This window comes from Lelliottia amnigena, from assembly GCF_019047465.1.
Taxonomy (GTDB): Bacteria; Pseudomonadota; Gammaproteobacteria; order Enterobacterales; family Enterobacteriaceae; genus Enterobacter; species Enterobacter amnigenus.
In genome coordinates this window covers 2,949,295-2,968,397 of sequence record NZ_CP077236.1, presented here as the reverse complement: position 1 = coordinate 2,968,397, position 19,103 = coordinate 2,949,295, and the positions used below count along the sequence as shown (strand labels likewise).

Below are 19,103 nucleotides of genomic sequence, written 5' to 3'. Positions count from 1 at the left end.
CAACAGTGTTGCCATTTTACTTTTACCTTATGCGGTCTGGTGCCCTCACCCCGCCCTCTCCCACGGGAGAGGGAGAAAATCACCAGCTATAAGAAATAGAACGTTGAACAGTGAACAGTTCCTTATCCCTCGGGAAGAGAGAGAAAGGCCACCTGCGCGCCCTGTTTGTCGGGAAGCGATCTGCCGGACTGAATAGCTGCGCCGAACGGTTCCCTCTCCCGTGAGGGAGAGGGTGAGGGGGAAAAGCTACTCAAAAATATCTTTCAGCGGGGAAAATCTACCCCAAAATCTCTTTCAGCACGGGGCCAATTTGCTCGAACGCCTGCGGCGAAATGATATCGACATGGGCGCAATCCTGATGATAAACCTCCAGCTCATTCACCCACGGCTCCCACGCCTGCTGCGGATCCATCTTGCGCGTACGCTCGGCGACAAACAGCGTCGCTTTCCCTTCGAAGCGTGAACTGCGCGCGGTCGTCAGCAAGCGCACCGCATCCGCGTAGTTGCCTTCAATCGCGTTAAACAGCTCGCTGGATGCCTGCCCCTGCTGCGCCGCAACAAACGCTTCGCGCTCGCGCTCGATTTCCGCCAACACTTGTGGATCAAGACCGTTGGCCTCTTTCTCAGCCCAGTTTTGCGTCTCCGGCGGCCAGGTGTCCAACAGCCCCAGGAAGGCCACCTCTTCGTCCTGCTCGCGCAGACGCGCCGCGATACCCTGCGCTAACGTCCCGCCGAGTGAATAGCCGAACAGATAATACGGCCCGTGCGGCTGCTGCGCGCGCAGCGTGTTGAGATGATGCGCGATCACCTCATCCAGCGTCGTACACTGCGCCATCGGTCCTTCCGGACGTGGCGACTGAATGCCGGTAATCGACCAGCGCGGGTTGAGATAGCGCGCCAGCACGCTGAATTGCCACGCAAAACCGGACGCCGGATGGAAGCAGAACAGCGTCGGGCCATCGCTTTGTCGCAGCGGCAAAATCGTCTCAAAGCCCAGACGCTGCGCCTGTTCATCGCTGATTTGCGACGCCAGCAGGGTACTCAACTGATTCACCGTCGATGCCACCATAATCTGTCCCGGTGTCACCTTGCGAGAAAATGTCCGGCTCAGCTGTGCCGCCAGGCGCATCGCCAGCAGCGAGTGACCACCGAGCGCAAAGAAATCCGCCTCGATGTCATTCACGTCGCAGCCCAGAAGATCAGAAAATGCCTGCGCGACGGCGATTTCCGTTGCCGTTTCCGGCACGCGCCCGGAGGCGCTGTGAGTCAGATCCGGCATCGGCAGCGCTTTACGATCCAGCTTGCCGTTGGCCGACAGCGGCAGTTCGCTGATTTGCAACAGCACCACCGGGACCATATGCGCCGGGAGTTGCGCTTTCAATGCGTCCAGCAATGCCTCGCGATCCAGCGGCAAGCCGGATTCGGACACCACGTATCCCACCAGTTGACGCGCATCGCCGCCGGTGGCCGCCGCCTGATTAAACACGCAGGCGTGCGCGACTGCCTGCGCCACGTCAGGCAGCGATAACATCGCCCGGTCGATTTCGCCCAGCTCAATACGCTGGCCACGAATTTTCAGCTGATCGTCGCTTCGGCCCAGATATTCCACCGCGCCATTATCCAGCCAGCGAGCGACGTCTCCGGTGCGGTACATCCGCTCGCCTGGGGCAAACGGATCGGCGATAAAGCGGCTGGCGGTCAGATCCGGGCGTCCCAGATAGCCCTGCGCCAGTTGAATACCTGTGAGATACAGATCGCCCGCCACGCCAAACGGGACCGGTCGCATCAGGCCATCCAGAATGCGCAGGCCGGTATTCCACACCGGGAAACCAATCGGTACGCTGTTGCCCGACACCGCCGCCAGCGCGTCGCCAAACGCCGGATACCAGCTCACATCAACCGCAGCTTCCGTCGGGCCATACAGGTTATGCAGCGGCGCGTGCGTCAGCTCTTCCCACTCGCGGCACAGTGCCGTCGGCAGCGCTTCGCCGCTACAGAACACCTGTTTCAGGCTCGCGCAGCAGCCCGCATTTTCTGGCGTCAATGAGGCGACAAACGCCGCCAGCATCGACGGTACAAAGTGGGTGGTGGTCACGCCGTAATGCGCGAAGAACTGCTGCATCGCGAGCGGATCGCGGTGCGCATCTGGCTCGGCCATCACCAGTTTTACCCCGGCGATAAACGGCCACCAAAATTCCCATACAGAGACGTCAAAGCTACAGGGTGTTTTCTGCGCCACCACGTCCTGCGCGGTGAGCGGATAGTGGTTTTGCATCCACAGCAGACGGTTGACGATGGCGGTTTGCCCCACCATCACCCCTTTCGGGCGTCCGGTCGAACCGGAAGTAAAGATGATGTACGCGGTCTGCTGCGGCGCACACAGGCCCAATGGTTCATTGCCCGCAGCAGGCAATAGTGTGTTGTAACTAAACGACGGAATCGGCAGATCGCTAAAACGCAGGAGCTGATCGTCGGTGGTGATCAGAAGCGTTGGCTGCGCGTCTTCCAGCATCATGCGCAGGCGATCGTCCGGATAACCGGTGTCGAGCGGCAGCCAGGCGGCGCCTGCCTCAACAATGCCGTGCAGCGCCAGGGTCAGAAACACCGAGCGCGGCAATGCAACCGCCACGCTGTCGCCCGGCTTCACGCCGCGTTCGCGCAGCGTCGTCGCCAGCGCCACCACCTGCTCGCGCATCTGGCGATAGTTGAGTTCGATGTGGGCATCCGCCAGAGCGGGTGCGTCCGGCGTTTTTTGCGCCTGCTCTGCCACCAGCGCGCTCAGCGTAGTGTGCGGCAGCGCAACGCCCGTATCGTTAATGTGTTCAAGCTGCTGATATTCCTGCGGCGAGACGGTTTCGGCGTCGCCACATTTCAGGCTAACGTTGGCTGCAAATTGCGCCAGCAGCCTGTCCAGGCGCGCAACGTGTCGCGTCAGCGTTGCCTCGTCGTAGCGCTGTTTGTTTGCCAGAATTTCAATACTCAAACCGCCCTGCTCGTCCGGGAACAGCGCCAGCTCCAGATCGTTGACGGGACCGGTCGCCAGCATGTGTGTTGTCGCCTGCACGCCGTCCAGCTCAAGTTGATAATCAAAGACTTTGACGTTCAATACCGGACCAAACAGCGCTTCATCGCCCGCTGCACGGCCGCTGTCGCGAACAATCTGCTCAGCGTCATAACGCTGGTGGCGACGCATCTTTTTCAGCTGATTCGCCAGACGCTGCGCCAGCGCCGGCAGCGTTTCGTGCGGATCAATATTCACCGCCATCGGCAGGACGTTTAGCACCGGACCGGTTGCCGTGAGCGCCGCCGATCCCATGCGGCGCATAAAGATAAATCCGGCGGCGTAATCGAGCCGTCCGGTCAGCCGTCCCAGCCACAGCGCGACCAGCGCCAGCGCCAGATCGGTGCGCTGAACCTGGCCTGATGCCTGGGCAAGCTGGCTAAACGCGCGGCTATCGGCAGTCAGCTTAAGACGCAAGATATCCGTCGTGGTGGCACGTCCCGGCAGCGGCGCAGCAGAGAGCGACACCGGCGGCGGCAGCTGTTTGCGCTGCTCGGCCCAGAACGCGCCATCACGCGAGTACGCCTCGCTTTCGCGATAACGCTGATATTCGTCCACCACCTCGGAAAACGGCGTAAAGGGTGATTCCGGCGTCGGTTGGCCCCCTGACAGCGCACGATAAATATTCACGATCTGGCGGGTAATGGCCGGGAAGCTGAAGCCATCGACTACTAAATGGTGATAACGCTGATACCAGAACCAGTTGTTTTCGCCCACCTGAATCAGCTGATGAAATGCCAGCGGCTGGCCGCTGTCGACACGCAGGTTCTGATTAAGATCGGCCTCCATCAGCGCCATCGCCGCCGCGTGCGGCGAGGCGTGATGACGCATATCGACAATTTGCGGCTCAGCGAAAACCATCGTCTCATCAATCCACTGCCACACGTCGCCGTTCTCTTCGCTAAAGCGCGTGCGCAGGGTATCGGCCTGCATCATGCCTGCCACTATCGCTTTAGCCAGCAGCGGCGCGTTGATTTCGCCGTTCAGCTCGGTGTAGTGCGCCACGCTCCAGGCGTTTGGCAACGTTGAAAGCTGCTCCGCCATCCAGATCCCCGTCTGGGCCGCCACGAGAGGAAGACGCGCGCTCATGCCTTATCCTCCGCAAAATGAGAGGGCACAAGCGTCTGCCAGTTTTCGGTCAGCCATTGTTCGCAGTCTTGCAGAGATTGTGGCTCGCAGATCACACGCCAGCCAGCGGGCAATGCGCCCCCCTGCGGCCACAAACTGTACTCACCGTGGTGATTTTGCAAAATAGCGAATTGCCCCTGTGGATTGTCGAAGGGATTACTGAATTCCATACCAAACTCCTGTCGAGAGAAATCGCCAGCCTGGCGTTAATGAATGAGCGGCTGCCAGAGGGTCATTAGCCCCTGCGTCAGCCCGCCTCGCCAGCAAAGGGCATCATGTCCGCCGTCGACCTGACGCCAGAAAACTGTGTGCTGCGGATGCTGTAGTTGGGCGTAAAGAGCCTGATTGGCGCGGAAAATCAGCGGTTCACGACGCCCTGCCTCAAGCACGATACGCAGGCCCGTCGCCGATTTTTCACCTGCTTTGAGTTGTTCGATAAGTTGCCCGTCCTGATCCGCGCTGCGATGCGGCCACCAGTACGACCCCGACTGGCTGAGCACGCAGCCAAACCGCTGCGGCCAGTTAAGCGCGGCATAGAGTGAAGACAGACCGCCAAAACTTTGCCCGGCGACCACAGTCCGATCCGCGCGCGCGCTGAAGGGCGTTAACGCCTGTATTTGCGGGAGCAACTCCTCCTGTACCGCCAGCCAGAAATCAGCGTTACAGGGCAGCTCACGGCTGCGGTGCGCGGTGTCGATAACATCAATTAGCAGGTATACCGCGGGCGGCAATTGGCCCTCTTGCGTCAGTGCGGCCAGCGGCGACCAGACGGGCATGCTTTCGGCCCAGAACTGTCCGTCGAGAAGCACCGCCAGCGGACGTTCTGCCGGGTTTTCATCCCCGGTGGTAAAAATCCACACGCGGCGGGAATTGCCCAGTCGTGGGCTGTGCCAGTCGATACATTCGGGTGGTGAAAACGGTGTATCAGCGTGATTCCAGCCGGGCTGCACGGGTGCGTGCGGCATTTCGAGCGCCGAAACCGGATGCCCGCGGCCACCGCGCCAGCTTTGCGGGTTAAGCGGATCGGAAATCGCGCGTGGCAGCAGTTTGCCCCAGCCTTCGCGCAGCGCCATGCGATCGGGCGCGGCGGCGCTGAAGACCGCTTCGGCAAAATCGTGTTCGTTTTCAGAGGGGATAAAACAGTAACTGCCGCGCCATTCCGGGCTGAAATCACCCTGCCACCGCCAGACGTCGGTATCGGGAATACGTTCGAGGGATTGCGGCTGCGCATTTTGATGATGATCGGTGACGCCAGTGATGTAGATCCACACCCGTTTTATCGCCGACGAACGCGCCGTGCTAGCCGGATCGCGCCACCAAAACGTGACACGATAAAGGTCTTTTTCACGCGTCCATTCAGGACCGTTTTTCGACTGCCACCAGGCTTCACTTCCCGTTGTTAACGCCGTCACCCGCTTAACCTCATGTTTCACAGTATTTTGTTTCAGGACAAATTTTGTTGATAATATTATTGATAACTATTTGCATTTGCAATAGCGTAGTGCCCGCGCTGTGGGAAGCGCGCTCATAAAATAACCATGCCATGCATTGTGTGCGCTCGAGGACAGGGCTGCTTACGCAATATGCGGGTGACAACATGCCGCCTCCTCTCCCATTCGGGAATGGAGCCAAGGGGATGCGGCACTGAAAAGCAGGACGTACAATGAATAAGAAGATTCACTCCCTGGCCTTGCTGGTCAATCTGGGAATTTACGGGGTTGCAGCGCCCGCGATGGCTGACGACGCCACCGCCAGCAGCGCTTCGCACGAAGACACCATGGTGATCACTGCCGCAGAGCAGAATTTACAGGCGCCGGGCGTTTCTAAAATCACTGCCGACGAAATTCGTAAAAATCCGCCGGCGCGTGACGTAGCCGAAATCATCCGTACCATGCCAGGCGTAAACCTAACCGGCAACTCCACCAGCGGCCAGCGCGGCAACAACCGCCAGATTGACATTCGCGGCATGGGGCCGGAAAACACCCTGATCCTGATTGACGGCAAACCTGTTACCAGCCGCAATTCCATCCGTCTGGGATGGCGTGGCGAGCGTGATACCCGCGGCGATACCGGCTGGGTTCCACCTGAAATGGTTGAAAGCATCGAAGTGATTCGCGGCCCGGCGGCAGCCCGTTACGGTAACGGTGCAGCGGGCGGCGTGGTGAACATAATCACCAAAAAATTCGATGACCAGTGGCATGGTTCCTGGAATACCTATCTGAACGCGCCTGAACATAAAGACGAAGGTTCGACAAAACGGACCAACTTCAACCTGAGCGGCCCGCTGGGCGGAGAGTTCAGCTTCCGTCTGTACGGCAATCTGGATAAAACCCAGGCCGACGCATGGGATATCAACCAGGGCCATCAGTCCGAACGTACGGGCATGTATGCTGACACGCTCCCGGCCGGGCGTGAAGGGGTTGAGAACAAAGACGTCAACGGCGTGGTGCGCTGGGACTTCGCTCCGATGCAGTCGCTGGAGTTTGAAGCGGGCTACAGCCGTCAGAATAACCTCTACGCAGGCGACACACAGAATACCAACAACGATAACAGCAGCAACGGGCTGGTGAAGAAAAACTACGGTAAAGAGACCAACCGTATTTATCGCCAGAACTTTGCTGTCACCTGGAACGGCGGCTGGGATAATGGCGTGACCACCAGCAACTGGGCGCAGTACGAACATACCCGCAACTCACGTCTGGGTGAGGGCCTGGCGGGTGGCCTGGAAGGGTTGTTCAACAGCGATAAGTTTACCGATACCGATCTGTCAGACGTGATGCTGCACAGTGAGGTGAACCTGCCGATCGATTTCCTGGTGAATCAAAATCTGACCCTGGGAACCGAGTGGAATCAGCAGCGCATGAAGGATATGTCCTCCAACGGACAGGCCCAGCAAGGCGGCACGATCCCTGGCATGAGCGACGATCGCAGCCCGTATTCCAGCGCTGAGATCTTCTCCCTGTTCGCTGAGAACAACATGGAGCTGACCGACAGCACCATGCTGACGCCGGCGCTGCGCTTCGATCATCACACAATCGTGGGCAACAACTGGAGCCCGTCCCTGAACCTGTCTCAGGGTCTGGGCGATGACTTCACCCTGAAAATGGGCATTGCGCGTGCGTACAAAGCGCCGAGCCTGTATCAGACCAACCCGAACTATTTGCTCTACAGCAAAGGCCAGGGCTGCTACGCCAGCGGTGACGGTGTCGGTTGCTACATGATGGGCAACGACGATTTGAAAGCCGAGACCAGCATCAACAAAGAGATTGGCCTTGAGTTCAAACGTGACGGCTGGATGGCGGGCGTGACGTGGTTCCGCAACGATTATCGCGATAAAATCGAAGCCGGCTATGCCCCGATTGATCAGACCTCACTCGGCAAAACCAAAACCGATATTTATCAGTGGGAAAACGTGCCGAAAGCCGTCGTAGAAGGCCTGGAAGGGACGTTGAATGTGCCGGTCACCGAGACGGTGAACTGGACCAACAACATTACCTACATGCTGCAAAGTAAGAACAAAGAGACCGGCGATCGTCTGTCGATCATCCCGGAGTATACGCTGAACTCCACGCTGAGCTGGCAGGTACATCAGGACGTGTCGCTGCAATCGACCTTTACGTGGTACGGCAAGCAGCAGCCGAAGAAATACAACTACAAAGGCAAACCGGTAACAGGTTCTGAAAGCGACGAAGTCAGCCCGTACAGCATTGTGGGCCTGAGTGCGAGCTGGGATGTGACCAAAAACGTTAGCCTGACCGGTGGCGTGGATAACGTCTTCGACAAACGCCAGTGGCGCGCGGGTAATGCGCAGACTACCGGTAACGATAAAACCGGAGCGTATATGTCCGGCGCAGGCGCGTACACCTATAACGAGCCGGGGCGGACCTGGTATATGAGCGTGAATACGCACTTCTGATAGACGCGTCATACTTCGCGTTGCAGGTGCGTTGGCTGCGTTCGTTTACCTGAATCACTTAGCTGAGTAAGTTCATCGGGATTCACTCAGTTGCCGCGTGATTCGGCCTGATGGCCTCACCCCTACGGGGCCAGCGCAAGCGCTGTGCAAAACGCCAATTTCGTTTTGTCCTGCAACTCGAATTGTTTAAGGTATAGACTGTAAGCCCTCTTCCACCGAAGGGGGCTTTTTTAACTAAGGGGAACCATGCGCACGCTTCACACCACTTTTTCCCTTGCCCGCCAAACTGTCCACCAAATCACGTTTGAACCCGCCACGTTCAGTGACGCCGATTTGTTGTGGCTGCCGCACCATCAGCAACTGGCTCATGCTGCCCACAAACGTAAAGCCGAACATCTCGCCGGACGCATCGCTGCGGCGCATTCGCTGCAGGAGTTCGGCGTCCGCGCGATTCCAGGCATAGGCGTCAATAGCGAGCCGCTGTGGCAAACGGGGATCGTCGGCAGTATTACTCATACCGCCGCCTGCGCGCTGGCCGTCGCGTCGAATCACACGCAGCAGCTGTTGGGGATTGATTGCGAACAGATCCTGGATGCACTTGAGGCGCAAGAGATCAAAAACGGGATTATCAGCCACGAAGAAGAGACGCTTTTACGTCGCAACTCCCTGCCGTTTGCGCTGGCACTCACGCTGACATTCAGCGCCAAAGAGAGCGTGTTTAAAGCGCTGTTTCCCAGGGTTAATGCCCTGATGGGTTTTGACAGCGCCCGCATCACGGCGCTCACAGCCGACAACCTGACGCTGGCGCTGACCCGTCCGCTCGCGGGCTTCAAAGAAGGCACGCCGTTTACACTTCACTGGCTGCGCGATGGCGAGCGGGTGATCACCCTGCTGTCACATTTTCCCGCCGCTTAGCCTTCACGCTGGTCACGACAAAAGTGATGATAAACACCAGTGCAAACAGCACCACGATGGTCGGCGCAGGCGCGCTGTCGAGATAAAACGACAGATATACACCGCTGACGGACACCAGCATGGATATCAGTACCGCCACCAGCAGCGCGACGTGGAAGCGCGTCGTGACCAGCACCGCTATCGCCCCAGGGGCAATCAGTAGCGATATCGACAGAATAATCCCCACCGCTTTTAACGTCGCCACGATGGTGAGCGAGACCATGCACAGCAGGCCATAGTGCAGCCATCGGGTGCGTAAACCGCTCACCTGTGCCTGCTGAAAGTCAAAGCAAAAGAGCAAAAAATCACGCCATTTAAGGCCGATGACCAGCGTAATCAGCGCCGCCACGATACCGCTCTGTGTGATATCCATCGCGTTGATCCCGAGCATATCGCCAAACAGAATATGGTCGAGATGCACTTCCGGTTTAACGGCGATATAGAGAATCAACCCTGCGGCGAACATGCCGGAAAACACGATCCCCATGACGGTATCTTGCTTAATACGGCTGTTATCTTTCAGGTATCCCGTGGCGACGGCGCAAAATAATCCCGCCACAAACGCGCCTAACGCCAGCGGCAGACCGAGCATCCAGGCCAGCACCACGCCCGGGAACACCGCATGGCTCATGGCATCGCCCATCAGCGCCCAGCCCTTCAGGACCAAAAAGACCGACAGTAGCGCGCACGGCACGGCGACCATCAGTGAAATCAGCATCGCATTGTTCATAAAAGCGAACTGGAAGGGTTCAAGAAGTAGCGCGATCATTCCTTCACCTCCCGCACCTGGCGCGCCCGACGACGGTTTGCCAGCAGACCGTGCTTAGGCGCAAAGACAAACGCCAGCAGGAACAGCAGCGTCTGCGCAACCACAATAATGCCGCCCGTTGCGCCGTCGAGATAATAGCTGGCCCACGCGCCGAGGAAACTGGTGAGACTGCCAATCACCACCGCAATCATTAGCAGACGCGGAAAACGGTCGGTAAGCAGCCACGCGGTGGCGCCGGGCGTCACCACCAGACAGATCACCAGAAAGGCGCCGACGGTTTGCAGCGCCGCCACGGTGGACACCGCCAGCAGCGTGAAGAACAGGACTTTCAGGCGCTCAGGACGTAAGCCGATGGCGCGAGCGTGATTCTCATCGAAAAAGGTCACCATCAAATCCTTCCATTTGAACAGCAGAATCACAATCGAGACCACGCCAATGATCGTGAGCTGCACGATATCTTCCGGGGCGATGGCCAGAATATTCCCCAACACGATGGTTTGAATATTCACGGACGTCGGATTGAGCGACACCATAAAGAGCCCCAGACCGAAGAAGGAGGAGAAAATCAGCCCAATGATGGCGTCTTCTTTCAGGCGGCTTCGCTGGTTTAGAAACAGCATGCTGGCCGCCGCCAGTCCGCCCGATAAAAATGCCCCTAGCGAGAACGGCAGCCCGAGCATATACGCCCCTGCCACACCCGGCACAATCGAGTGCGAGAGCGCATCACCGATCAGTGACCAGCCCTTGAGCATCAGATAGCAAGAGAGAAACGCGCACAGTCCGCCCACCATCGCCGACACCCACATTGCATTGAGCATGTACTCATAGCCAAAAGGTTCCAGGAGCGTGTTCATAATGGTTCCCGCTTATCCGCAGGCAGACGATGCGACACGAAGGGCCGTTCGTCATCGGTAATAATGCGGTCTTCCGAACCGCTGAGCACCACGTGGCGCAACACGCCGCTGAAGGCGCGCTCGAGATTCTCCGCCGTAAAGGTGGTTTCCGTCGGGCCACTCGCCAGCACGGTCCCTTTCACCATCACGGTGTAATCACAAAAATCGGTCACTGAACCCAAATTGTGGGTTGATACCAGCATCGTTTTGCCTTCGTCACGCAGCTCTCGTAGCAGGCTGATAATTCTGGCTTCGGTTTTGACATCCACGCCGGTAAACGGCTCATCCAGCAGGATAACTTCGCCCTGCTGCGCGATGGCGCGCGCCAGGAAAATACGTTTTTTCTGCCCGCCGGACAGCTCGCCGATTTGTCGATGGCGTAATTCCAGCATATCGACGCGAGCCAGCGCCTCGGTGACCATCTGGCGATCCTTCTCTTTCGGGATGCGCATGAATCCCATGTGGCCGTAACGCCCCATCATCACCACATCTTCGACCAGCACCGGAAAAGACCAGTCCACCTCTTCCGACTGAGGGACGTAGGCGACCAGATTCTGCCGCAGCGCCTGCTGGGTGGGCATCCCAAGAATCGCGATATTGCCGCTCGCCGCCCGCACAAATCCCATCACCGCTTTAAACAGCGTGGATTTACCGGAACCATTCACGCCAACAAGTGCCGCAATGGAGCCGCCCGGTACGCTGAACGTCGCGTTTCGTAAGGCAGTGTGACCATTGCGATAGGTCACCGTCACATCGGATACAACAATCCCCTGAGCCTGCATCTTTTACTCCTTTATGCCGTCATGAATACCCTGTACCAGCGTGCGGGTCGTGACATTGAGCAGATCGAGATAGGTGGGCACCGGGCCATTTTCGGCGCTCAGAGAATCCACGTACAGTACGCCACCGTAGTGGGTGTCGGTTTCACGCGCCACCTGACGAGCCGGTTTATCCGAAACGGTACTTTCGCTAAACACCGCCGGGATATGATTTTTCTTCACCTGATCGATCACTTTGCGCACCTGCTGCGGCGTCCCCTGCTGATCGGCGTTGATCGGCCAAAGATAGAGTTCTTTCAGGCCTAGATCCCGGGCGAGATAGGAAAACGCCCCTTCGCTGGTAACCATCCAGCGCTTGTCTTCTGGGATGTCAGCCACCTGCTTGCGCAGCGGCTCAAGCGTCTGGGTGATTTTTTGCTTATAAATTTCGGCGTTACGCTGATAGGTCTGGGCATTTGTCGGATCGTACTTCATCAGCGCATCGCGAATGTTATCGACGTAAATCAGCGCATTATCCGGGGACATCCACGCGTGCGGGTTAGGTTTGCCGTTATACGGCCCTTCGCTTATCCCCATTGGCGTGATCCCTTTCGTGACTTCCACTTCTGGCACGCCTTTCAGATGCTGGAAGAAACGCTGGAACCACAGCTCCAGGTTCATGCCATTCGACAAAATCAGCTGTGCATTCTGCGCGCGTTTGATGTCGCCGGGCGTGGGTTGGTATTCGTGGATTTCTGCGCCAGGTTTGGTAATCGAGGTGACTTCCGCGGCGTCTCCCGCGACGTTTTTCGCCATATCAGCAATGACGGTAAACGTGGTGATCACCCTGAATTTTTCAGCCGCCAATGCCCCCGAGGTGCTCACCGCCGTGAACAGTATGCCGAACAGCACCTTTCTAAATCCTTGCCATGGTCGCATCGCGAGAGCCTCCTGAAGTGGTTAAATTCGAAGCAAAATTAGCCTGTGCTATCTTATATAGCACAGGCTATATTTAAATGAAAATAATTATCATTAAAGTTATGTCAAGCGAGGGACTCTCCTTTTGGATCGTACCGTCAGGGTGCGTATGTCCCCGCTCGGCTTCATCACTCGCAGGACTCACCTGGCTGTATCAAGTATAACGTCATGGATAAATCCACAGTATCGTATTATTGGCGAATGTTAATTATTGCGAAGCGGCTCGAATATAAAGTGAATAGGATTGGCACAATATTTTTAATATTCCAGATGCATATGTTCATTATTCAAATCTGTAATCATTGTGTCTTCGCAAAACAACCAAAAAACGGCGTTTACACAGCGCTTTTAAAGGCGTTCAATGGCATAGGGGGTTAGCGTTTTTGGCAGTATTCTCCCGATGTTCTGGAATCGTACTGCTCAATACTGGAGTCAGGTTTATGATCAAACGTCTATTTTTCTGTAGTTTCATGCTGTTTGCCTTTTCAGTCAGTGCCGCGAATGGGGGAAATGGCGGAGACGGCGGAAACGGGGCTGACGGTGGGAATGGTTCAAGCGGGGACAGTGCCGATAACACTCCCGGTCGTCCAGGCTGCCCCGGAGGAACTGCTCCTGATAAAGCAGGGAAATTTTATCTTCCAGGAACCCACGAGCTATGTAACCCAGGTAAGCAGGACGCATTACGCGCGAGGTAACGCTTTGTGACTGTGCCGCAAACAAAGGCTGAACTCCTTTCAGCGATTGATACAAATTTCACTAAATTAATGGGTTATCTCAACGCTATTCCTGAAGATATGACGTTACATCCTTCCATGGATGGACATGCGAAAGGCACGGAGATGAGCGTTCGCGATCTGGTTTCTTATTTGCTCGGCTGGAACCACCTGGTGGTGAAATGGATCACATCTGACGAAAAAGGGTTGTTGGTTGATTTCCCGGAAACCGGATTTAAGTGGAATCAACTGGGTCTGCTGGCGCAAAAATTTTATGCGGATTATAAAGAATTAAATTATCACGCGTTACTCACTGAACTCGAATCAGTAAAAGAAAAAATAGTAAGACTCATTGCTGAACGCCCGGATGACGTTTTGTATGGTAAACCCTGGTATACAAAATGGACGATGGGGCGAATGATTTCCTTTAATACGTCGTCACCCTATGCCAATGCGAATGCCAGATTAAGAAAATGGGCTAAAAACAATCAGTTCAACTTAAAATAAAAGCCCGCAGAGAAAGATCTGAGTGGGCTTTTACTGTTTCGGTAGGATAATAACCCTCACCGAAAGACATATTCATTACTCGCGAGCGTTAACTGTTAAGTGGTAATCTATATTCGATGACGCCCGGTTTTTCTGCTACCCAGTTATACAGCCGCTGTGCTGTCACATTTTTCTCCTGCGTATGCCAATATAATCGCCCACACTCACGCTCAGTGGCCTTTTGTTGAACATACTCTATTAGCTGTTTGCCGATATTATTCCCCCGGCTATTTTCAGCAACAAATAAATCCTCTAAATAACAAAAGTCATTTACAGACCAGGTTGAACCATGAAAAACATAGTGAACAAACCCGAGAACGGTTTGTCCTTTTTTCGCCACCGCACAATGGATGTCTTTATCGGCATCAAAAAAACGCTTCCATGTTTCAATGGTCGTCTCTTCAGGCAGTTGGACTTCATAAAATTGCTGATACTTTACCCAGTAAGGTAGCCACTTTGCATAGTCGTCATCCTGGACGGGAACCACAGAGATTTTTATATTTTCATCAGTCATATCAATCACCTTATAGAGCCTCATCAATATTGATAGTGAAAGAATACCGTTTTGAGTGGTATCGTATCAGATACACTTTTTGTTTTTTTTAGGGGTCCACTTTTTGAATAAAAGAAGCGCTGTGAGTTTTCCTGGCTTATTGCTTAAAAAAGGGAAAATCAAAGAGCAGTTTTATTTGACGATTAAAGCGCTGATTCTGAATGGTCAACTCAAGGCAGGCAGTAAGCTCCCCTCCAGCAGAACCTTCTCTGAGATGATGTCAATTTCCAGAAACTCGGTTATCGCCGGTTTAGAGCGCCTTATTGATGAAGGCTATCTCATGACCAAACACGGCTCAGGAACCTTTGTCACTTCAACGATTCCTGATGATGTGATTCACATTAAAGCCACCGCCACTGATCAGGATATTAGCCCTGAAAATAGCGTGCCCACTATTCATCCTGACCGGCACGCACTGACAAAAATATGGGAGAAAACCGCGCCGCTCTCCGGGAACAATATGACGTTTAATATTGGTATCGGGTGTGTCGATTTATTTCCCTATGAGCTTTGGGGACGCATGTTAGGACGCGTCTGGCGTCAGTTTCGTCATCAGGATGGCAAACTTCATGAAGCTCTGGGATATAAACCCTTACGAGCCGCGATTGGCGAATACGTCCGCGCAACGCGAGGTTTGCACTGCTCTGACGAACAGATACTCATCGTGAATGGCACTCAGCAGGCAATGAATCTCACGGCGCACGTCCTTTTAGAAAGAGGCGACGAGGTGTGGCTGGATGAACCGGGTTATGACGGCGCGTTAGGGGCATTTACGTCGATGGGGGCCAACGTCCGTCCTGTCATCAGTGATAACAAAGGAATGGATATTTCGTATGCGATAAAGCACTGGCCACAGGCAAAAATGGTTTTTACATCCCCCTCTCATCAATTTCCTCTCGGCGGGACATTAAGTTTATCCAGACGAATTGCGCTGCTTGACTGGGCGGCAGAAAATAAGATGTGGATTTTTGAGGATGATTATAACAGTGAATTTAGATATACCGCTCAACCCATACAAGCCCTTCAGGGACTGGATAAACAACAGCGTGTAATCTATGCCGGCTCATTTTCTAAAATGATGTTCCCCGGATTTCAATTAGGTTTTTTAGTCATACCAGAGAATCTCGTGGAGTCATTTAAAATCGCCAAATATTATGGCGATACGCGGACACCTTATCTGGAGCAAATGATACTTGCTGCATTTATTTCCGAAGGGCATTACGCGCGTCACGTCAGACGGGTAAGAAAAGCCTGTCATGAACGCCAGCGCGTGATGATCGAAGCCATACAATCTTACTTACCAGAAATCATTCTCGCCGAGCCTTTCGATTCAGGTATTCACATCGTGTGTTGGTTAGCCGAAGGTATCGAGGAATCATACATGATCGATCATTGTCGTAGAGCCGGTTTAGGCGCACAACCGCTTTCACGGTACTGCCAAACTAAGCCCACGAAGCAGGCGATTCTGTTCGGTTTTGCCGCGCATTCACCGTCAGAAATCGTCGACGGTATAAAAAAACTGGCTCAAACAATAACGCAGTAAAATTATACACACCCGCAACACCGCAGCGCCGCGGGCATATTTTCTACTTCTGCGCCAACCGTTTGTTCAAAGCATCGAGATACTGCTGGGCACTGCGAGCTTCGTAAGGATCGGCCTGCTGGCTGGCGGCTTTTTCATACCAGTAACGCGCCTGCTCATTATCCTTCGGCACGCCGCTCCCCGTTTCGTAAAGCAAACCCAGTAACTTTTGATCGCCTGGACTGCCTTGTTCCGCCGCTTTGCGGGTCCAGTTCGCCCCCTGAACCGGGTCTTTCGTGACGCCTTCACCCGTAGCATATTTACTGGCAACGCTGGTTTGCGCGTACAGATAGTTTTGCTCGGCTGCGCGCTTCATCCATTCAAACGATTTCTGGTCATTTTGTTCAACGCCGCGTCCGTAGCGATATCGTTCACTCATCGCATACTGCGCTGGCGCATAGCCTTGCTCGGCGGCTTTGGTAAACCAGGATACGGCCCTGGGTGCATCCATTTCAACGCCAATGCCGTTGTAGTAACATTTACCCAGATCGTACTGCGCGACTTTATTACCGCGATCCGCCTTTGCGGTCGTTTGCTGAATGTCGTCACACGCGGGGAAATGAGGGTTCGAGGCGCTGGCCGCGGCGCTCCATAACATCACGACGGCACAGGCAACGTGCCAGGGAAAATGGGTGTATTTCACTTTTTAGCTTCTCTCTCATTATGGGATCGTGCCTTCGGGCATTCTAAGATGACAACGCGTCGCTCATTATCCAGGATAACCGTTAACGAAAATCCTCAAGACGCTTTATCTGTCGCCCTTCTGCGTCAAAATTCTCCGCCGCCAGCCACGCACGAAATTCCGCATCACGTTCCGGCCATTCGGCATCAATAATAGAAAGCATGTCGCTGTCGCGGTTACGCGCTTTACGCACCAGTTTTTGTCGCAACCGCCCTTCCCAGACAAATCCCAGCCGTTCAGCCGCGTTGCGTGACGCAACGTTCATCGAATCACATTTCCACTCCAGTCGCCGATAGTCGTGCTCAAAGGCATTTTTCAGCAGGAGCCAGACAGCTTCGGTGCCCATCGCGGTGTTTTTCATTTTCCGCGACCAGGTGACGTGGCCGATTTCCACCGATCCCATCAATCGTTCAATCGCCATGTAGCTCACCAGCCCAACCGCCCGCTCTGAGCTCACATCAATCACGGCATAGGGTACCAGCCCGTCATCCATCACTTTGCCGACAATCCAGTGAGCCGTTTCTTCGACGCTTTCAGGCTGCGTGCTGGCAAGCCAGGTCCAGTCACTGTCATCGCCCAGGGAGTAGGCATCGAAAAGGTCGGCGGCATGAAGCGTGGCATCCAGCGGCTCCAGCCGACAGAATCGCCCGCTGAGCGGCGTGCGGGTTAAAAGCTGCGCCCCCTTCCAGTCCGGGACAATATCGTTAACGGTTTGACCATGTTGATTGATTTCCGGCACGTCTGTGACTCCCTGATATGTAATGTATTTGTTATATCAGGACAAAAAGCAGGCGTGAAGGGTTTGTTTATTCGCGGCGCTTAATAGCCATTACGCATGCCTTATACCTTACAGGCATAAGCAAAGCAGAATTTGAACTTTGTGGAATTTCTGACTGCGCCTAACGTAACGGAGCGTAAAACAATCACAATAAATTTCTTTCCAGGGATCGCTATGACGAAAAAATTGCTGCCGTTACTGGTGCTGGCTGCGCTGTCTGCCGCCGCCCACGCCGCTACTCCGCCAAATACACTGGTTGTCGCACAGGGTCTTGATGACATCGTGAGCCTCGATCCCGCCGAAGCCAATGAGCTTTCCAGTATTCAGACGGTGCCAAGCCTTTACCAGCGTCTGGTTCAGCCGGACCGCGATAATCCGGAAAAAATCACCCCGATTCTGGCAGAAAGCTGGCAGGAAGATGCCGCCGCCAAAACGCTGACCATTAAGCTGAAGCCCGACGCGAAATTTGCCTCCGGCAACCCATTGCGCCCGGAAGACGTGATTTTCTCGTACACCCGCGCGGTCACGCTGAACAAATCCCCGGCCTTTATTCTGAACGTGCTGGGCTGGGAGCCGAGCAATATCGCCAGCCAGCTGAAAAAAGTGGATGACCATACGCTCACGCTGCACTGGACGGCGGACGTCAGCCCGGCGGTAGCGCTGAATATTCTCTCCACGCCGATCGCCTCGATCGTGGATGAGAAGCAAGTATCCGCGAATGTGAAAGACAATGACTTCGGCAACGCGTGGCTGAAGATGCACTCTGCGGGCAGCGGCGCGTTCAAGATGAAGGTTTACCAGCCGCATCAGGCCATCGTGCTGGAAGCCAACGACACGACGCCTGGCGGCGCACCTAAGCTAAAAAGTATCATTATTAAAAACGTGCCGGATCCGGCCTCTCGCCGTCTGCTGATCCAGCAGGGCGATGCGGACGTGGCGCGCGATCTGGGTGCTGACCAAATCAGCGCCCTGGAAGGCAAAGCAGGCGTGAAAGTGCTGAGCATTCCGTCAGCCGAACAAAACTATCTGGTGTTTAACGCCGGCAATAGCGCCAACCCGCTGCTGAATAATCCGGCGTTCTGGGAAGCGTCGCGCTGGCTGGTGGATTATGAAGGCATCACCAAAAATCTGCTGAAGGGCCAATACTTTGTCCATCAGAGCTTCCTGCCGGTCGGTCTACCGGGCGCGCTGGAAGACAATCCGTTCAAATTCGATCCGGCCAAAGCAAAAGAAATCCTCGCCAAAGCGGGTATCAAAGACGCGCACTTCACGCTGGATGTAGAGAACAAACCGCCGTTTATCACCATCGCCCAGTCGATGCAGGCGAGCTTTGCCCAGGGCGGCGTAAAAGTGGATCTGCTCCCGGCAGCGGGTAGCCAGGTGTATGCCCGCGTGCGCGCGAAACAGCATCAGGCCGCGATTCGCCTGTGGATCCCGGATTATTTCGATGCGCACTCGAACGCGAGCGCCTTTGCGTGGAACGACGGAAAATCCAGCACCGTGGCAGGGCTGAACGGCTGGAAAATCCCCGAGCTGACCAAGGCTACGCTGGCAGCAGTCGCCGAGCCGGATCCGGCGAAACGTCTGGATTTGTACACCAAAATGCAGCAGGAGTTGCAGCATAACTCGCCGTATGTGTTTGTCGATCAGGGCAAAACCCAGATTGTGGTGCGCGACAACGTGAAGGGGTATCAGCAGGGGCTGAATGCGGATATGGTTTGGTACGATCGCGTGACGAAATAATCGCAGCAGCGATAGCCGGGTATGATCGCGTGATTAAATCATCGCATTA

15 protein-coding genes are annotated in these 19,103 nt (G+C 55.1%); 5 read left to right on the top strand and 10 right to left on the bottom strand.

Annotated features, from left to right (window positions below):
- Positions 1–277: 277 nt before the first annotated feature.
- From entF to fes, 3 genes are read right to left on the bottom strand one after another with little or no spacing between them, the layout of a single operon-like run.
- Positions 278–4,150 (bottom strand): enterobactin non-ribosomal peptide synthetase EntF, encoded by a 3,873-nt coding sequence (gene entF, locus I6L74_RS13830; protein ID WP_059178710.1) that lies wholly within the window; start codon positions 4,148–4,150, stop codon positions 278–280.
- Positions 4,147–4,359 (bottom strand): MbtH family protein, encoded by a 213-nt coding sequence (locus tag I6L74_RS13825; protein ID WP_059178711.1) that lies wholly within the window; start codon positions 4,357–4,359, stop codon positions 4,147–4,149. The genes entF and I6L74_RS13825 overlap by 4 nt, the downstream gene beginning before the upstream one ends.
- Before the next feature lie 36 nt (positions 4,360–4,395).
- A complete protein-coding gene (gene fes, locus I6L74_RS13820; protein ID WP_255210200.1) occupies positions 4,396–5,622 on the bottom strand; it encodes an enterochelin esterase in 1,227 nt (408 codons plus the stop codon).
- Between the two features lie 230 nt (positions 5,623–5,852).
- Here fes and I6L74_RS13815 point away from each other — a divergent pair, with 230 nt between their 5' ends.
- A complete protein-coding gene (locus I6L74_RS13815; protein WP_059178713.1) occupies positions 5,853–8,105 on the top strand; it encodes a TonB-dependent siderophore receptor in 2,253 nt (750 codons plus the stop codon).
- Positions 8,106–8,351: 246 nt separating this feature from the next.
- A complete protein-coding gene (gene entD / locus I6L74_RS13810) occupies positions 8,352–9,020 on the top strand; it encodes an enterobactin synthase subunit EntD (protein WP_059178714.1) in 669 nt (222 codons plus the stop codon).
- Here entD and sitD read toward each other — a convergent pair.
- The 4 genes from sitD to I6L74_RS13790 are packed head-to-tail and all read right to left on the bottom strand — an operon-like array spanning position 8,989 to position 12,418.
- Positions 8,989–9,828 carry an iron/manganese ABC transporter permease subunit SitD gene (gene sitD / locus I6L74_RS13805; RefSeq protein ID WP_059178715.1) on the bottom strand — a complete coding sequence of 280 codons (840 nt, stop codon included), beginning with the start codon at positions 9,826–9,828 and terminating at the stop codon, positions 8,989–8,991. The genes entD and sitD overlap by 32 nt on opposite strands.
- On the bottom strand, positions 9,825–10,682 hold the full coding sequence (gene sitC / locus I6L74_RS13800; protein WP_059178716.1) for an iron/manganese ABC transporter permease subunit SitC: 858 nt from the start codon (positions 10,680–10,682) through the stop codon (positions 9,825–9,827). The genes sitD and sitC overlap by 4 nt, the downstream gene beginning before the upstream one ends.
- Positions 10,679–11,503, bottom strand: a complete 825-nt coding sequence (locus I6L74_RS13795) for a manganese/iron ABC transporter ATP-binding protein (RefSeq protein ID WP_059178717.1) — start codon at positions 11,501–11,503, stop codon at positions 10,679–10,681. Before I6L74_RS13795 ends, sitC begins: the two co-directional genes overlap by 4 nt.
- A 3-nt stretch (positions 11,504–11,506) precedes the next feature.
- Positions 11,507–12,418, bottom strand: a complete 912-nt coding sequence (locus I6L74_RS13790) for a metal ABC transporter substrate-binding protein (protein WP_059178718.1) — start codon at positions 12,416–12,418, stop codon at positions 11,507–11,509.
- A gap of 740 nt (positions 12,419–13,158) precedes the next feature.
- Here I6L74_RS13790 and I6L74_RS13785 point away from each other — a divergent pair.
- Positions 13,159–13,677 (top strand): ClbS/DfsB family four-helix bundle protein, encoded by a 519-nt coding sequence (locus I6L74_RS13785; protein WP_059178720.1) that lies wholly within the window; start codon positions 13,159–13,161, stop codon positions 13,675–13,677.
- A gap of 88 nt (positions 13,678–13,765) precedes the next feature.
- On the opposite strand, the gene I6L74_RS13780 is transcribed toward I6L74_RS13785, so the two are convergent.
- Positions 13,766–14,230 (bottom strand): GNAT family N-acetyltransferase, encoded by a 465-nt coding sequence (locus I6L74_RS13780; protein ID WP_059178721.1) that lies wholly within the window; start codon positions 14,228–14,230, stop codon positions 13,766–13,768.
- Between the two features lie 103 nt (positions 14,231–14,333).
- Between I6L74_RS13780 and pdxR the strand changes: the two genes are divergently transcribed.
- Positions 14,334–15,812 carry a MocR-like pyridoxine biosynthesis transcription factor PdxR gene (gene pdxR, locus I6L74_RS13775; RefSeq protein WP_059178752.1) on the top strand — a complete coding sequence of 493 codons (1,479 nt, stop codon included), beginning with the start codon at positions 14,334–14,336 and terminating at the stop codon, positions 15,810–15,812.
- Positions 15,813–15,855: 43 nt separating this feature from the next.
- Here pdxR and I6L74_RS13770 read toward each other — a convergent pair whose 3' ends face one another.
- Positions 15,856–16,494, bottom strand: coding sequence for a tetratricopeptide repeat protein (locus I6L74_RS13770; RefSeq protein WP_059178722.1), 639 nt, complete (start codon positions 16,492–16,494; stop codon positions 15,856–15,858).
- Positions 16,495–16,576: 82 nt separating this feature from the next.
- A complete protein-coding gene (locus I6L74_RS13765) occupies positions 16,577–17,272 on the bottom strand; it encodes a GNAT family N-acetyltransferase (protein WP_059178723.1) in 696 nt (231 codons plus the stop codon).
- 213 nt (positions 17,273–17,485) lie between these two features.
- Between I6L74_RS13765 and I6L74_RS13760 the strand changes: the two genes are divergently transcribed.
- Positions 17,486–19,054, top strand: coding sequence for an ABC transporter substrate-binding protein (locus I6L74_RS13760; protein WP_059178724.1), 1,569 nt, complete (start codon positions 17,486–17,488; stop codon positions 19,052–19,054).
- Positions 19,055–19,103 lie beyond the last annotated feature (49 nt).

Coding starts and splice junctions, on each gene's coding strand:
- entF (WP_059178710.1), bottom strand. CDS start 4,150: ATGAGCGCGCGTCTTCCTCTCGTGGCGGCCCAGACGGGGATCTGGATG.
- I6L74_RS13825 (WP_059178711.1), bottom strand. CDS start 4,359: ATGGAATTCAGTAATCCCTTCGACAATCCACAGGGGCAATTCGCTATT.
- I6L74_RS13815 (WP_059178713.1), top strand. CDS start 5,853: ATGAATAAGAAGATTCACTCCCTGGCCTTGCTGGTCAATCTGGGAATT.
- entD (WP_059178714.1), top strand. CDS start 8,352: ATGCGCACGCTTCACACCACTTTTTCCCTTGCCCGCCAAACTGTCCAC.
- sitD (WP_059178715.1), bottom strand. CDS start 9,828: ATGATCGCGCTACTTCTTGAACCCTTCCAGTTCGCTTTTATGAACAAT.
- sitC (WP_059178716.1), bottom strand. CDS start 10,682: ATGAACACGCTCCTGGAACCTTTTGGCTATGAGTACATGCTCAATGCA.
- I6L74_RS13795 (WP_059178717.1), bottom strand. CDS start 11,503: ATGCAGGCTCAGGGGATTGTTGTATCCGATGTGACGGTGACCTATCGC.
- I6L74_RS13790 (WP_059178718.1), bottom strand. CDS start 12,418: ATGCGACCATGGCAAGGATTTAGAAAGGTGCTGTTCGGCATACTGTTC.
- I6L74_RS13780 (WP_059178721.1), bottom strand. CDS start 14,230: ATGACTGATGAAAATATAAAAATCTCTGTGGTTCCCGTCCAGGATGAC.
- I6L74_RS13760 (WP_059178724.1), top strand. CDS start 17,486: ATGACGAAAAAATTGCTGCCGTTACTGGTGCTGGCTGCGCTGTCTGCC.